Genomic DNA, 13,107 nt, shown 5'->3' on the forward strand with positions numbered 1-13,107 from the left:
TATCCCAATATAGCGTCAGGATATCCCGTTATCAATCGTTCCCCTCATACGCCTGAACGATCCGCCCAACGATCGGGTGACGGACGACGTCGCCGATGCCGAAGCGGATCATCGCCATGCCCTCGATCCCCTCCAGCTTGTTGACCGCATCGTTGAGGCCGGAAGCGCCGGGGCCGCCGGGCAGATCGGTTTGCTTGGGATCGCCGCACACCACCATGCGGCTGTTCTGGCCGAAACGGGTGAGGAACATCTTCATTTGCATCGGCGTGGTATTCTGCGCCTCGTCCAGAATCACGAACGCGTCCGCGAGCGTGCGGCCACGCATGAAGGCGATCGGGGCGATCTCGATCTCGCCGGATGCGATCCGCCGTTCGACCTGTTCGGCGGGCAGGCAATCGTACAGCGCGTCGTAGAGCGGGCGCAGATACGGATCGACCTTTTCCTTCATGTCCCCGGGCAGGAAGCCCAGCCGCTCGCCCGCTTCCACCGCAGGGCGCGACAGGATCAAGCGCTTGACCGATCCTGTGATGAGCTGCGCGACCGCCTGTGCCACCGCCAGATAGGTCTTGCCCGTGCCGGCCGGCCCGAGCGCGAAGATGATGTCGTTGGAAATCAGCGCGCGCATATACGCCGTCTGCGTCACCGAGCGTGGCACGATCGTTTTGTTGCGCGTGCGGATCATGATCGGCGGAGCGGCCCCCCCAAGACCGTTGGCATCATTCTGGGCGCGGACGATACCGGTCAGCATCGGCTCGCTCGACATGGCGATCACCGCGTCGATCAGGCCGGTATCGACCGCCTCCCCGCGAATCACCCGGCTGTGCAGTTCCTGAAGCACTTCGCGGGCATGCGCGACCGCCTCTGCGCTCCCCTCGATCACCACGCGCTGGCCGCGGGCGTGGATATAGACGCCGAGCCGCTCCTCCAGCGCGAGGATGTTGCTGTCATATTCCCCAAAAAGCTGCGGCAGCAGTTGCGGCTTGTCGAAATTGACCTCGACACGAGAGCGATCGCCCGATTGGGCGGGGACAGGCTTACGGCTCATGCGGTCCTTTCGGGGATGAGGGGCGTTGCGAAGACGCGCGTGCAGCGGAAGCGGCCATTACATGGCAAACCGGCACGAGGGGCGAGGGTTCCGTTGCGCATCTTGCCCGGTAAGGATGACAGACCGGCGGCGACGTGGACAGCGGAAAGATGGCGAAACCACAGCCTTTTCCGGCAAGTGACGCAGCGACGCCACACCTTGCGTCGCAGTTTGCGGTGCAGCGAATGATTTTGTTTTGAATGGCAAAAATTACGGTTATGCGTGGGTTCGACCCGAACGGGAATTCGGTTTCAAAAGGGGATGGCAACGTAAGCTATGCCGCAATCGCTGGAGTGTATCGAGTATCGAGCAGCGAGCGCCAAGGGCGCAGCTCGTCGCAAGCGCGGCAGCCTGGACGCTCGGCTGATCGGTGTCCGCGAAGGTGCGGAAATTGAAGTGCGCGGTGGCGATAGCCGCCGTCCGCACCGCATACCCGTGTCCAATCTGATTGCGCTGACGATCGGGGGCGAACGTCATCCCATCGGCGCGGGTGTCGATGACATGGCCGCGCGTGCCGCCGAGGTCCGCCGGTTGCTGGGCGACAGCGGGCCTGATGCACGAATGTCCGCGCCGATATCGGCACCACCGATCCCGCGCCCGGCGGTGTCGGGTGCGATCCATGCAGCGATTGATGCGCACCACACCGCGCCCTTTGCGCAATCCCGGTCGGCTGCGAATCAGCCGTTTCTGGCCCGGGGCGGCACCACCTCTGCGCTGGTACCGGAGCGTGCTTATGGCTGTCTGTTGTTCGGTATCGCGGCGATCTGCATGCTCGAGGTGCTGGTGCTGATCGCGATCAAGGCAAGCTGACCGGCAGAGTTCCCGACTTCAGGCCGCAGCTTTCACCCGCGCCACGCCCGACAGCGAATTGGGGTCGGCACGGACGATCTCGACTTCGACCAGATCACCGATCTGCGCGTCGGTGAGCAAATGGACCGATTGCAGCCATGGCGACTTGCCGAGCATCTGGCCGGGGAGCTTGCCCTTGCGTTCGATCAGCACCGGACAGATCCGACCCAGCGTCGCGGCGTTGAAGGAAGCCTGGTCGCGGTTCAACGCGGACTGGAGGCGCTGGAGGCGGTCGTCCATCACTTGCGGATCGATCTGGTCGGCCATGTCCGCCGCCGGGGTGCCGGGGCGGGGGCTGTATTTGAAGCTGAAGCATTGCGAATAGCCAACGGCATCGACCAGGCTGAGCGTGTCGGCGAAGTCGGCTTCGGTTTCGCCCGGAAAACCGACGATAAAATCGCCGGACAGCGCGATATCGGGGCGGGCGGCGCGGACGCGGTCGAGGATGCGGAGGTATGAGTCGCAAGTGTGGCTGCGGTTCATCGCCTTCAGTATGCGGTCGCTGCCTGCTTGCACGGGCAGATGCAGGAAGGGCATCAGCTTTTCGACTTCGGCATGGGCGCGGATCAGGCCGTCGCGCATGTCGTTGGGGTGGCTGGTGGTGTAGCGGATGCGGGCGAGGCCGGGGATGCGGTCAAGCGCGTGGATCAGACCGTGCAGACCGGTGCCGCTGTCGTCGTCCCATGCGTTGACGTTCTGGCCCAGCAGCGTGATTTCGCGGGCACCGGCATCGACCAGCGCCTTGGCTTCGTCGACGATCGCGGCGAACGGGCGGCTGACTTCGGCGCCGCGGGTGTAGGGGACGACGCAATAGGTGCAGAATTTGTCGCACCCTTCCTGAACCGTCAGGAAGGCGGACGGGCCGACTTTGCGGCGTGACGGGAGCGCGCCGAACTTGCTGGCGGCGGGCATGTCGATGTCGGTCGCGGCGGTGCCGGACGTGGCTTGGACGATCAACGCGGGGAGGTTGTGATAGGCTTGCGGGCCGACGACGACATCGACCTTGGCGCGGCGAATGATTTCGTCGCCCTCGGCTTGGGCGACGCAGCCGGCGATGGCGATCATCGGGGCTTCGCGGTCGGCGTTGCGGGCCTTTTTCCGCAAATGGCCGATGTCGGAATAAACGCGGTCGGTCGCTTTCTCGCGGATGTGGCAGGTGTTGAGGACCACGAGATCCGCTTGGGTCGCGTCGTCAATCGCGGTCATGCCCTGCGCGGCCATCAGTTCGGCCATGCGCTCACCGTCATAGACGTTCATCTGACAGCCGAAGGATTTGACGTGGAAGGTTTTTGGGGCGGGCTTCATGGGTAGGCCTATAAGGGAATGGGGTCTCAAGCGAAACCACCTCTGGCGTTCCAGGGCCGCCCCTAATAGATAGCCGCCCCAAATGGCACGGATCGAAACCCCCAAGCGCGTGCGCGGCACGCAGGATATTTTTGGCGATGACCAGCGGCGCTTTGCGCGGGTGGTCGAGGCGTTCGAGAAGGTGCGGCGGCTCTACTGCTTCCAGCAAGTCCAGGTGCCGGTGTTCGAATCCACCGCCGTGTTCGCGCGGTCGATGGGCGAGACGTCCGACGTGGTGTCGAAGGAGATGTATACGTTTCCGGATCGCGGCGACGACCTGCTGACGCTGCGGCCGGAATTCACCGCCGGGATTTGCCGGGCATATATTACCGAGGGGTGGCAGCAGTTCGCGCCGCTCAAGCTCACCACGCATGGCCCGGTGTTCCGCTATGAGCGCCCGCAAAAGGGGCGGTATCGCCAGTTCCACCAGATCGACGCCGAGATCATCGGGGCGGCGGAACCGCAGGCCGATGTCGAATTGCTGACGATGGCGGACCAGCTTTTGCGCGAGCTGGGGATATCCGAGGGCGTGACGTTGCAGCTGAATACGCTGGGCGATTCGGTAAGCCGGGAAAAGTGGAGAAGTGCGCTACTCGACCACTTGAATGCTCACAGCACATACCTTTCGCCTGACAGTCAGATGCGCCTCAAGTTAAACCCACTTCGGATACTCGACAGCAAGGATGCCGGTGATCGTAAGATCGTCGAGATGGCGCCGGGCATAGAAAGATATCTGACGGATGATGCCCGCAGTTTCTTTGACAAGGTAAAAGAAGGTCTGGTGGCGGCAAAAGTAGATTTCGAGCTTAATGACAAGCTAGTGCGGGGTTTGGATTACTATCGGCACACCGCGTTTGAATTCGTCACCGACCGGCTTGGGGCGCAGGGGACGGTGCTGGCTGGCGGGCGGTATGACGGGCTGATCGGGAATCTGGGCGGGCCGGAGACGGCCGGCGTGGGCTGGGCGGCCGGGATCGAGCGGTTGGGGATGTTGTTGGAGGAACCAACCCAGGGATCAAACTGGGCCGTCGTAATTCCAGAAGCCAACGACACCAGTGTCGATGCTCATGCTATCGCGTCGGCGGTACGGGCAGCAGGGCGGGCCGTTGAGATTGCATTCAAAGGAAATGCAAAGCGGCGATTTGAGATCGCTCGGAAATCGCTTCCGATTTTCCAGATTACCTTAGAAGCGGTTTCAACGCAGTCGACAAAACTACGCTTCAGAACATTCTCACCAACTTGGGGAATCGCAAGCGAAGCCGACTTCATCGAAGTTTTGAACGCGATTGATCCGCTTTATCTCTACCAGACTACGTTTACGGATGCGCAAGCGGGCATATTTGAAGCCGAAGTCTCTCGGCGAGATTTAAACCTGTGACCCGCATCTCGCCGGAAAAGATCGCGGCGATCGAGGCGCGGCGGGATGAGCTGTCGGCGATGATGGCGACCGGCGATCTGCCATCGGAGCGCTTTGTCGCGGTGTCGAAGGAATATGCCGAGCTGGAGCCGGTTGCGGCGGCGGCGGGCGAAGTGCGGCGGTTGCGGGACGAGGCGGTCGCGCTGACCGAGATGAGCCGCGACGGCGACCCCGAATTGCGCGCGATGGCGAATGAGGAGCTGCACGACAATGCGGCGGCGCTGGAGCAAGCCGACCTCGCGCTCGCGCTGTCGCTGTTGCCGCGCGATGCGGCGGACGAGCGCGCGGCGATGCTGGAAATCCGGGCCGGGACCGGTGGCGACGAGGCGGCGCTGTTCGCAGGCGACCTGTTGCGGATGTACACCCGCTATGCCGAGAATCAGGGATGGAAGGTCGAGATGATCTCCGCCTCCACCTCCGAAGCTGGCGGTTACAAGGAAGTCGTCGCGAATGTCGCGGGCAAGGGCGTGTTCGCGAAATTGAAGTTCGAGAGCGGCGTCCACCGCGTGCAGCGCGTGCCGGTGACGGAGAGCGGCGGGCGCATCCATACCAGCGCGGCGACCGTGGCGGTGCTGCCCGAGGCGGAAGAGGTCGATGTCGAGATCCGGCCCGAGGATCTGCGCGTCGATATCTATCGCTCGTCGGGCGCTGGCGGACAACATGTGAACACGACGGATAGCGCGATCCGGCTGACGCATATCCCGACGGGGCTGGTTGTGATCCAGCAGGATCAGCGGTCGCAGCACAAGAATCGCGACAAGGCGATGCAGGTGTTGCGCACGCGGCTGTACGAGCTTGAGCGGTCGCGGCTGGCAGACGAGCGGTCTGGCGCGCGCAAGTCGATGGTGGGGTCCGGGGATCGGTCGGAGCGCATACGGACGTATAATTTCCCGCAGGGACGGGTGACGGATCATCGGATCAACCTGACGCTGCACCGGTTGCCGGAGATATTGGAGGGCGCGATGGACGAGTTGATCGGCGCGCTGAGTGCCGAGGATGAGGCTGACCGGTTGGCGACGCTGGATTCGTGAAGGGAGGCTTTATCCTCCTTCTTTCCGTCACCCCGGGCTTGACCCGGAGTCCCGCTGCCTTTCCCAAACAAGAAGCGGGACCCCGGCTCAAAGCCGGGGTGACGAAAGAATTTTGAAATGTCGGAGTATGCCGACATCCGCACCGCCATAGCTGCTGCCGCCGCGCGGATCGACTCCGCCACACCGCGCCTCGATGCCGAATTGCTGATGGCACATGCGCTGGGGGTGTCGCGGGAAACACTCATCCTCAAACATCTGGGCGATCCCGAACCCGCCGGATTTGCGGCGCTTATCGAACGGCGGATCGCGCACGAGCCGGTGGCTTATATTACCGGAAGCCGGGGGTTCCGGACAATCGAACTGGGCGTCGGGCCGGGAGTGCTGGTGCCGCGTGCCGACAGCGAGACGCTGATCGAGGTGGCGGTGGGGCACTTCGCCGGGACCGCAGGGCCGAGCCGGGTGCTGGACCTTGGCACCGGGCCGGGGACGTTGTTGCTGGCGGCGCTGGCTGAATGGCCCGAGGCATATGGGCTGGGTATCGATGAGTTCGAGAAGGCGCTTGTCTACGCGCAGGACAATGCGATTGACCTTGGGATGGAAGAGCGCGCACGCTTCAAGCTGGGCGACTGGGCTAACGGGCTGGAAGGCCAGTTCGACCTGATCCTGTGCAACCCGCCTTATATCGGCACCGGTGAAGACCTGGGGCCAGAGGTGCGCGACCATGAGCCGCCTGGCGCCCTGTTCGCGGGGGCGGACGGGTTGGACGATTACCGGCGGATCGTGCCCGATCTGCCCCGCTTGATCGCGCCGGGCGGAATCGCGGTGCTGGAGATCGGGTGGACGCAAGGTGACGCAGTGTCGACATTGGTCGCGGCGGCGGGGCTGGTCGCGGCGGTGCATCACGACCTGGGCGGGCGACCGCGCGTGGTGACGGCGAAGTTGAACTAATGGTGTGGCACCACAATAATATGCTTGGAGAAAGCCCTGCCGCGGGCTAAGACTGCCTCCGGGGACGGCATTTTCAACCTAAATCGTTGAAAAAGGGCGCTGCCCCGCTCCAGAGCATGCGCGCTGCTGAATGTCCGGCAGCCATGCGGGAAAGCCGTTTCGGACCTAAAGGTCCGGTGCGGCACGCGGTATAACACGCATCCGGGATCGCTGTTTTGACCGATGGCGGATTGAGTAAGGACAGGACGCAAAGACTTGATCAACAATCGTCAGGCTAACAACGGCCGCCGGCGTGGCCGTGGCGGTCAGCGCCCCCAGGGTGGCGGTGGCAACCAGAACGCAGGCAACGGCAATCGCATCGACAGCCGCGCGCGTGGCAATGCCGCGCAATTGCTAGAGAAATACAAGAATCTGGCGCGTGAAGCGCAGATGCATGGCGATCGGGTCAACACCGAATATTATCTGCAGTTCGCCGACCATTATTTCCGCGTGCTGGCCGAGACGCGTTCGCGCTTCGAGGAGCAGAACCCCGGCCAGACCGCGCATGGCAAGCGCCCGAACACCGATATCGACGGCGACGACGAGGATTTCGACACCGACGGCAATGAAGGCCCGCGCGGTAACGAGGGTGACGCCGACGATGGCGACGATCGCGGCCAGCGCCGCGATGCGCGGCCCGAGCGGAATTACCGTCAGGACCGCGATGGCCGTCAGGATCAGGGGCGTCAGGACAACCGGCCCCAGCGCGAGGACCGGCCTCAACGCGACACTCGCCCGGAGCGCGAACCGCGCGCCGACCGCGACCAGCGTCAGGACCGCGATGTGCGCCCTGAGCGGGAAGCGCGCCCGGAGCGCGACAATCGTGATGCACGCCCTGAGCGCGCCGAGCGCGACAACCGTCCAGACCGGAGTGATCGTCGTCCCAACGCCTATCGTTCGGAAATGACTGAGGCCCCGGCTCCGGCCGTGCCGATGCCTGCGAACGAGGATGAGTCCCCCCGCACCGAAGCCGTTCCCGAGCGTCCCCGCCGTGGCCGTCCGCGCCGCGAACCCGAGGATACGGGCGAGGCTATCGGCATCGCCGCGATCCTGCCCCCTTCGCTGGGCGTCGAGGGTGAGGTGGTCGAGGTCAAGCCCCGCCGTCGCCGCGTGAAGAAAGACGACGAGCCTGCTGCGGCGGAGTGAGTTCTTGCCGTTGCGGGAAGAATAAGGGGGCTGGTTCGTCACAGGCGAACCGGCCTCTTTCGTATTTTGCGCGCCAGCCAAATCATTCTGATTCTTTGTATTGTCCGTTGACACGCACGGTAGGCTGGCGATGTTGCGGCAACGGTACGAAGGGGGAGTGCGATGCGGCGTCTGACCTTGGCTCATGCGGCAATTGGGGCGTTGGCGGTGGGAGCCGCGCTTCCAGGCACGGCGTTCGCGCAGTCCGCGCAGGGCGAAGTTTCCGTCACCATTTACAACAACAATCTGGCGCTGGTTCAGGACAAGCGCGACCTGCGGCTGCCTGCGGGCAAGTCGAAACAGGATTTCCCCGACGTGTCGGCACAGATGCGGCCGGAGACGGTGACGCTGGCCACCGCTGGCGCGACGATCGTCGAGCAGAATTTCGATTTCGACCTGCTGACGCCCGAGGCGCTGATGGAAAAGGCGGTCGGGCAGAGTGTCACCGTCGTGCGCGGCGGCCAGAGCCTGCCCGCGAAAGTGCTGGCCTATAATGACGGCGCGGTGGTCGAGATTGGCGGGCGGATCGAGATTTTGCAGAAGGAGGACCGCGTGGTCTTCCCGGCGCTGCCGCCTTCGCTGCGCGCGCGTCCCACCCTGTCGGTGACGCTGGATGCCGATGCCGCAGGATCGCGCCCGGCGACGCTCAGCTATCTGACCTACGGGATGGGCTGGAAGTCCGATTATGTCGCGCTGTTCGACGAGAAGGCGGGCAAGATCGACGTGCAGGGCTGGCTGACGCTGACCAACAATAGCGGCACGACCTATAGCAATGCGATGACTCTGCTGGTTGCGGGCGGTGGTGGACAGATGGGGCGCGGGTCCGGTTCGACGATGGTGCCGGGGACCGAGACGGCGAGCCGCGAGCGGATCGGCGATTTTTACGTCTATCCGATACCCGGTCGGGTGACGATCGCCCAGCGGCAACAGAAGCAGGTTAGTTTCCTGGATGTCGCGGGTGCACCCGCTGCGAAAGCCTATGCCTATCGCAATCCGTGGCTGGGGCGCCAGGATCAGCCGCGCAGCGTCGATACGGTGCTGCGCTTCTCGTCTTCGGCAGAAGGCGGGCTGGGCGATGCGCTTCCCGCCGGGACCGTGCGTATCTACATGCGCGATGCGCGCGGGGCACCGCAGTTCATCGGTGAGAATGGCATCGGCCACACGCCGATGGGATCGCGGCTGGCGATCAAGACCGGCGAGGCATTCGACGTGAAGGTCAAGGCGGTGGTGCAGGCCCGCGAGCGGGTGAACAGCAGCAAATGGCGCACGACGATGGTCTATACGCTGACCAATGCGCGGGCCGACGCGGCGGTAGTCGAACTGTCGCAGGGCGGACTCGACAGCTGGTGGAAGGACACCAAAATCATCGAGGAAAGCCAGGTGAGCGAGCGCGTCAACGCTGACGAAGCGCTGTGGAAGGTGAGCGTGCCTGCCAATGGCGAGGCGACGCTCACCGCCATCTTTGAAACCCGGTACTGATCGCGCCGGTGCGGGGGTTCCGCACATCGATCATGGTACTCGCCGCGATGACGACGGCGGGCGGCGCGTGGGCGGAGGAAGTGCAGACTTCCGCCGGGCCGAACGCGGTCGCGGTCACTGTCTATCGTGCGCCTTATCGCGATGCGAGCGACAAGATCGAGCTGAGCTATCTGGGCGGTTATGCGCTGATTACCGAGACGCGCACGATCACGATTCCACAGGGGCGCGCGGTAATCCGGTTCGAAGGGGTGGCGTCGGGCATCCTGCCCGAAAGCGCGATCGTCACCGGGCTGCCATCGGGGGTGCGCGAGAAGAATCTGGATGCCGAATTGCTCTCCGCCGCCAGCCTGTACAGTCGCGGCTATGCCCGACCGGTGACGCTACGCCGCACGCGTGACGGCAAGACGGTGGAGGAGCAGGCGATCATCCGGTCGGGGCCAGCCGGTGCCGCGATCGTCGAGACGTCGCGCGGGTTCGAGGTGCTGAACTGCGGGCCGACCGAGGATGCGATCAGCTATGACGGGGTGCCGCCGGGGCTGTCGGCGCGGCCGACCTTGTCGGTCGAGACGGACTCACCGCAGGGCGGGACGGCGACGGTGACCTTGTCCTACCTCGCCTGGGGTTTCGACTGGCAGGCCAATTATGTCGCAACCTTGCGCGAGGGCGGAACCGCCGCCGACCTGTTCGGCTGGGTGACGCTGGCGAGCACCGACATGACGAGCTTTGTCGATGCCGAGACGATGGTGGTGGCGGGCAAGGTCAACCGCACCACCGGCCGCACATCCAACCCTTATGAATCGACCGAGGCGTTCGAGTTTCAGTGTTTCCTGACCGCGCCCGAACCGCCCCCGCCCCCGCCCGCGCCGCCACCGCCGCCGGCACCGGTGATGTCCGCGCCGCCAGCGATGATGGCGCGTGAGGATGCGATCGTCGTGACCGGCGCGCGCATCCGTAGGGTCGAGCAGGAGGATCTGGGCGACCTGAAGGCCTATCGTGTGCCCGAGCGGACGACGGTTGCGGGCAAATCGCAGAAGCAGGTCGCGCTGCTGAGCAAGGACGCGGTGCCGGTGGCCATCATCTATGCCGCCGATATCCAGTTTTCCTATGCCACCGCCCCGCAGATCACAATTCGGGCCATGAACAAGGCCGACAAGGGGCTGGGTCTGCCCTTGCCCGCCGGGCCGGTCGCACTGTTCGAGCGGCAGGGCGAGCGCAACCTGTTGATCGGTGAGTCGTCGACCGATGACAAGGCGATCGGCGAGGAGGTTGAGATCAAGTTCGGCAGCGCGTCGAACGTCACGCTGGAGCATCGTGCACTGGTGTCGGAGGGCAAGAAACGCCCCTTTGAACTGACCGTGCGCAACGCCAATCCGTTCCCCGTCCGCTTTGAGGGGGATTTCGACATTGCCGCCGAAATGATGGGCAGCATGTCGGCGAAGGTGGGGCGCAAGGACGGACGCTATCTGTGGGCGGTAACAGTGCCGGCGAACGGATCGTCGGACCTGCGCTATACGGTTACGTTGCCAAGGTAGCTGGCAAATTAGGGGTTTCGTTCGGTCGCATCGCGCGATCGTTCGTCATGCCCGGTGCCCGAACTCATGAAGATCAGCCCCATCAGCGCGCCGCCGAGCAGCACCGAAAGCCCGATGCCGATCGCCATTGCGATCGACGCATGCAACTGGAACTCGCCGAGCGACAGCCACAAGGCGACCACGGCGACCACGGCGGAGAGGAACGCGACCACCCCGACCAGCGCAAAGATGCGGCGATAACGTCGCCAGGCGAGCCGGGCATAATCGGGATTGTCGAGATCGGGTTCCATGCCCTTTCATTTGGGGACGAAACATGAAAGTCTCAATCGCCTGAACAGATATAAAGGAGACAGGCGATGACCATCGCGGCGATCCTGAGCGGACGCGGACAGGATGTCATCACGATCACGGGCGACCGCACGGTGCGCGACGCCGTGACGCTGCTGGCGGAAAAACGCATCGGCGCGGTGCCGGTGATCGAGGGTGGTACCGTCGTCGGCATCTTTTCCGAACGCGACGTGATCCATTGTATCGAGCGTGACGGCGCGGCGGCGATGGATCATCAGGTGCGGATGGTGATGACCGCCCCCGCGATCACGGTGACCGGCGAAGAACCGGTGCTGGCCGCATTGTCGCTGATGACGCAGCGGCGCATTCGGCATTTACCGGTGGTCGAGAATGGTGCGCTGGTGGGTTTCGTGTCGATCGGCGATCTGGTGAAGTACCGCATCGACCGGATCGAGACCGAGGCGAACATGATGCGGGCGTATATTCAACAGGCGTGAGGTTGGCGCGTAGCGCTATTTTGACTCGCACAAAGACACAAAACCACAAAGAGGAGGCAACACTCTCTTCGTGGCTTTGTGTCTTTGTGCGAGATAAATGCCGCTATGCGGCAGTTCAGCGCCGGATCATGCCGATCGCGTCATTTACCGTTTCGCGCGCGAACAGGAACAGCCATGCGCCATAGGCGGCGGCACCGGTCGCGCTCAGGATCATCAGATGCGGCAGCGACCCCAGCGGGGGCAGTGCGCGATCGACCAAGGCGACGATCAACGCCATGGCTGCTGCGGCGGTGACGGGCGGTGCGATCGCCGCGAGCCAGTTGCGCCATGACAGGCCGATAACCGGCAGGCTGCGCCACGCGGTGATGACCAGATAGACCGGCCAGATCGCAATCCATGTGATCGCCAGCCCGGTGACGCCCCACTGGACGCCGACCAGAAACGCTGCAGGGAGCAGGAACGCGCCGATCGCCGATATCTGCGCCGCGATGCCCGGTCTTCCGCGCGCGTCGGTGGCGGCGGCGAACAGGATCTGAAGCGTCATGAACGGCATGGCGAGCGCGAGCAGATGGACGATCGGACCCGCCTCGATCCATTTCTCGCCCAGCGCCACGCGCACCAAAGGTTCGGCGGTGGCGGCGAGACCAAGGTAGAATGGCATCGCCGCGACCATGATAAGCCGCACCGACTTGGCGAAGGCGGTTGCCGCCCCTGCCGCATCGTCCTGCATGCGCGAATAGGCGGAGAAGGCGACCTCGTTCAGTGCGGGGACGAATTTCGACACCAGAATCTGCGTCAGAAACAGGCTGGTGGTATAAATGCCCAACCAGTGCGGGTCGAACAGGCGGCCGGCGATGAATATATCGGCCTGACTCTGCGCGAACCAGAAGAGCTGGCCCGCCGCCATCAATCCGCCGAACCGCGCCATCTCGCCCGCGCCGCGGAAATCGAAGCTCGGCCACATCAGCGAGCGCGCCGCCCATGTCATGCCGATCGCGCGCGTTGCGAACAGGACGAGCGGGGCGAGCACCAGCGTCCACACGCCCATTCCGGCATAGGCACCGGCGAGTGCCGCGATCGCGCCGCAGGTGGCGGAGATCAGATTGACCTGCGCCTGTTTGCGGAAATCCATCGCGCGGGCGAGCAGTGCATAAGGAAGGGCGATGAACGGCGTTGCGATATAGAGCAGCGCCTGCACCCGCAGCAGATCGGCGACGATATCCTGCCGATAGTAAGCCGCCGCCAGCGGGGCGAGCAGGAACTGCATTGCGCCAAGACCGAAATTGAGCAGCAACAGCATGCCGAACAGCTGGCGCACCGCGCGGTCGTCGACATCGGGCTTCTGGATGATCGCGCTCGCCAGCCCATAGCCGTTGAGCATGTTGAGCAGCACCAGCACGACCTGAGTCATGGC

Annotated in this window: 12 protein-coding genes (1 of these 12 cut by a window edge); 8 read left to right on the forward strand and 4 right to left on the reverse strand. The window is 64.0% G+C overall.

The features are described 5' to 3' along the window. Positions 1 to 31: 31 nt before the first annotated feature. Positions 32 to 1,045: a PhoH family protein gene (locus U1702_RS15330; RefSeq protein ID WP_332726053.1), complete on the reverse strand. Its 1,014-nt coding sequence runs from the start codon at positions 1,043 to 1,045 to the stop codon at positions 32 to 34. A 315-nt stretch (positions 1,046 to 1,360) separates the two neighbouring features. Between U1702_RS15330 and U1702_RS15335 the strand changes: the two genes are divergently transcribed. Beyond that, entirely contained in the window at positions 1,361 to 1,894 is a 534-nt protein-coding gene (locus U1702_RS15335; RefSeq protein ID WP_332726054.1) for a hypothetical protein, read from the forward strand. Positions 1,895 to 1,912: 18 nt separating this feature from the next. Here U1702_RS15335 and miaB read toward each other — a convergent pair whose 3' ends face one another. Beyond that, entirely contained in the window at positions 1,913 to 3,250 is a 1,338-nt protein-coding gene (miaB, locus tag U1702_RS15340) for a tRNA (N6-isopentenyl adenosine(37)-C2)-methylthiotransferase MiaB (protein WP_332726402.1), read from the reverse strand. Between the two features lie 70 nt (positions 3,251 to 3,320). Between miaB and hisS the strand changes: the two genes are divergently transcribed. The 6 genes from hisS (at position 3,321) to U1702_RS15370 (ending at position 10,908) form a co-directional block, all read left to right on the forward strand. After that, a complete protein-coding gene (hisS, locus tag U1702_RS15345; RefSeq protein ID WP_332726055.1) occupies positions 3,321 to 4,655 on the forward strand; it encodes a histidine--tRNA ligase in 1,335 nt (444 codons plus the stop codon). Next, positions 4,652 to 5,725: a peptide chain release factor 1 gene (gene prfA, locus U1702_RS15350; RefSeq protein WP_332726056.1), complete on the forward strand. Its 1,074-nt coding sequence runs from the start codon at positions 4,652 to 4,654 to the stop codon at positions 5,723 to 5,725. The genes hisS and prfA overlap by 4 nt, the downstream gene beginning before the upstream one ends. A 117-nt stretch (positions 5,726 to 5,842) precedes the next feature. Further along, positions 5,843 to 6,673, forward strand: a complete 831-nt coding sequence (gene prmC / locus U1702_RS15355; protein ID WP_332726057.1) for a peptide chain release factor N(5)-glutamine methyltransferase — start codon at positions 5,843 to 5,845, stop codon at positions 6,671 to 6,673. 255 nt (positions 6,674 to 6,928) lie between these two features. After that, entirely contained in the window at positions 6,929 to 7,858 is a 930-nt protein-coding gene (locus tag U1702_RS15360; protein ID WP_332726058.1) for a DUF4167 domain-containing protein, read from the forward strand. A 162-nt stretch (positions 7,859 to 8,020) separates the two neighbouring features. Further along, on the forward strand, positions 8,021 to 9,376 hold the full coding sequence (locus tag U1702_RS15365) for a DUF4139 domain-containing protein (RefSeq protein WP_332726059.1): 1,356 nt from the start codon (positions 8,021 to 8,023) through the stop codon (positions 9,374 to 9,376). A gap of 8 nt (positions 9,377 to 9,384) precedes the next feature. Beyond that, positions 9,385 to 10,908, forward strand: coding sequence for a DUF4139 domain-containing protein (locus U1702_RS15370; protein WP_332726060.1), 1,524 nt, complete (start codon positions 9,385 to 9,387; stop codon positions 10,906 to 10,908). 8 nt (positions 10,909 to 10,916) lie between these two features. Here U1702_RS15370 and U1702_RS15375 read toward each other — a convergent pair whose 3' ends face one another. Then, entirely contained in the window at positions 10,917 to 11,198 is a 282-nt protein-coding gene (locus tag U1702_RS15375; RefSeq protein WP_332726061.1) for a hypothetical protein, read from the reverse strand. 66 nt (positions 11,199 to 11,264) lie between these two features. Here U1702_RS15375 and U1702_RS15380 point away from each other — a divergent pair, with 66 nt between their 5' ends. Continuing rightward, on the forward strand, positions 11,265 to 11,693 hold the full coding sequence (locus tag U1702_RS15380; RefSeq protein ID WP_332726062.1) for a CBS domain-containing protein: 429 nt from the start codon (positions 11,265 to 11,267) through the stop codon (positions 11,691 to 11,693). Between the two features lie 115 nt (positions 11,694 to 11,808). Here the strand turns inward: U1702_RS15380 and U1702_RS15385 are convergent, their stop codons facing one another. Then, positions 11,809 to 13,107 carry the 3' portion of a lipopolysaccharide biosynthesis protein gene (locus tag U1702_RS15385; RefSeq protein ID WP_332726063.1) on the reverse strand. Its footprint extends 171 nt past the window's final position, so the window shows 1,299 of its 1,470 coding nt (coding positions 172-1,470); its start codon lies off the right edge, out of view; it ends in the stop codon at positions 11,809 to 11,811.

Origin of the sequence: Sphingomonas sp. LT1P40 (assembly GCF_036663835.1) — a bacterium.
In the GTDB taxonomy this organism is placed as follows: domain Bacteria; phylum Pseudomonadota; class Alphaproteobacteria; order Sphingomonadales; family Sphingomonadaceae; genus Sphingomonas.

What these genes read in the sequence shown, in the direction of transcription:
- hisS (WP_332726055.1), top strand. Translation starts at nt 3,321, where the DNA reads ATGGCACGGATCGAAACCCCCAAGCGCGTGCGCGGCACGCAGGATATT.
- U1702_RS15365 (WP_332726059.1), top strand. Translation starts at nt 8,021, where the DNA reads ATGCGGCGTCTGACCTTGGCTCATGCGGCAATTGGGGCGTTGGCGGTG.
- U1702_RS15375 (WP_332726061.1), bottom strand. Translation starts at nt 11,198, where the DNA reads ATGGAACCCGATCTCGACAATCCCGATTATGCCCGGCTCGCCTGGCGA.
- prmC (WP_332726057.1), top strand. Translation starts at nt 5,843, where the DNA reads ATGTCGGAGTATGCCGACATCCGCACCGCCATAGCTGCTGCCGCCGCG.
- U1702_RS15380 (WP_332726062.1), top strand. Translation starts at nt 11,265, where the DNA reads ATGACCATCGCGGCGATCCTGAGCGGACGCGGACAGGATGTCATCACG.
- U1702_RS15335 (WP_332726054.1), top strand. Translation starts at nt 1,361, where the DNA reads ATGCCGCAATCGCTGGAGTGTATCGAGTATCGAGCAGCGAGCGCCAAG.
- U1702_RS15330 (WP_332726053.1), bottom strand. Translation starts at nt 1,045, where the DNA reads ATGAGCCGTAAGCCTGTCCCCGCCCAATCGGGCGATCGCTCTCGTGTC.